2 protein-coding genes are annotated in these 969 nt (G+C 31.6%); both read right to left on the bottom strand.

Annotated features, from left to right (window positions below; genetic code table 11):
• Window positions 1-485, bottom strand: a 485-nt coding sequence (locus tag FWJ34_RS19375; RefSeq protein ID WP_308256961.1) for a Uma2 family endonuclease, incomplete at its 3' end; no start/stop codon positions are given.
• Window positions 486-494: 9 nt separating this feature from the next.
• On the bottom strand, window positions 495-969 hold a 475-nt coding region (locus FWJ34_RS19380), incomplete at its 5' end, for a Uma2 family endonuclease (RefSeq protein WP_308256962.1).

Raw genomic sequence — 969 nt, forward strand, 5'->3', positions numbered from 1 at the left:
TGATTAAGCCGATAAATTTCTACTTGTCTAGTTTTTCTGTTAATTAACCAACCTAATTTTGTACCGTTTTCGAGATATTCTAACATCTTTTTTTGAGTCTCAATTAAGTTATCAGTGGGAGATAATAATTCAATGACAAAATCTGGAGATAAAGGTAAAAATTTTTGTTTTTCTTGACTGGTTAAATTATCCCATTTTTCAAGGGGTATCCATGAAGCATCGGGCGATCGCACTCCTCCTAATGGTAATTTAAAACCTGTAGATGAATCAAACACTTTACCTAATTTTTTCCCATTATTCCATACCCATAATTGCCCAACAATTCCGGCATTTCTATTTCCAGTTTCACCGCCTGTTGGTGACATAATTACTAAATCTCCTTTGCTATTTCTTTCAAATCTAAAATCACGATTATTGATACATAATTTAAAAAATTGCTCCTCTGTTAAATCTACTGATGATAAATCAATGGTTAAATTTGTCATAATTTTCTCCTACCAAATAAATTCCATTTCTAACACAAAATCAACTAAGATATTTTCCCCTGATATATTACTAGGATTGTCTAAAATTTCTACTTCTTGATTAAGTCGATAAATTTCTACTTGTTCAGTTTTTCTGTTAATTAACCAACCTAATTTAGTGCCATTTTCAAGATATTCTAACATCTTCTTTTGAGTCTCAATTAAGTTATCAGTGGGAGATAATAATTCGATTATAAAATCTGGAGATAAAGGTAAAAATTTTTGTTTTTCTTGATTGGTTAAATTATCCCATTTTTCAAGGGGTATCCATGAAGCATCAGGCGATCGAGTACTACCTGAAGGTAACTTAAAACCTGTAGATGAATCAAAAGCAATTCCTTTTTTATAGCGACGATTCCACGCTTGTAATTGATAGGCTAGATCAATATTTCTATTCCCAGTTTCACCTCCGGTGGGTGACATAATTACTAAATCTCCTTTGCTA

It is taken from the genome of Geminocystis sp. GBBB08 (genome assembly GCF_016743215.1).
Classification (GTDB): Bacteria; Cyanobacteriota; Cyanobacteriia; order Cyanobacteriales; family Cyanobacteriaceae; genus Geminocystis.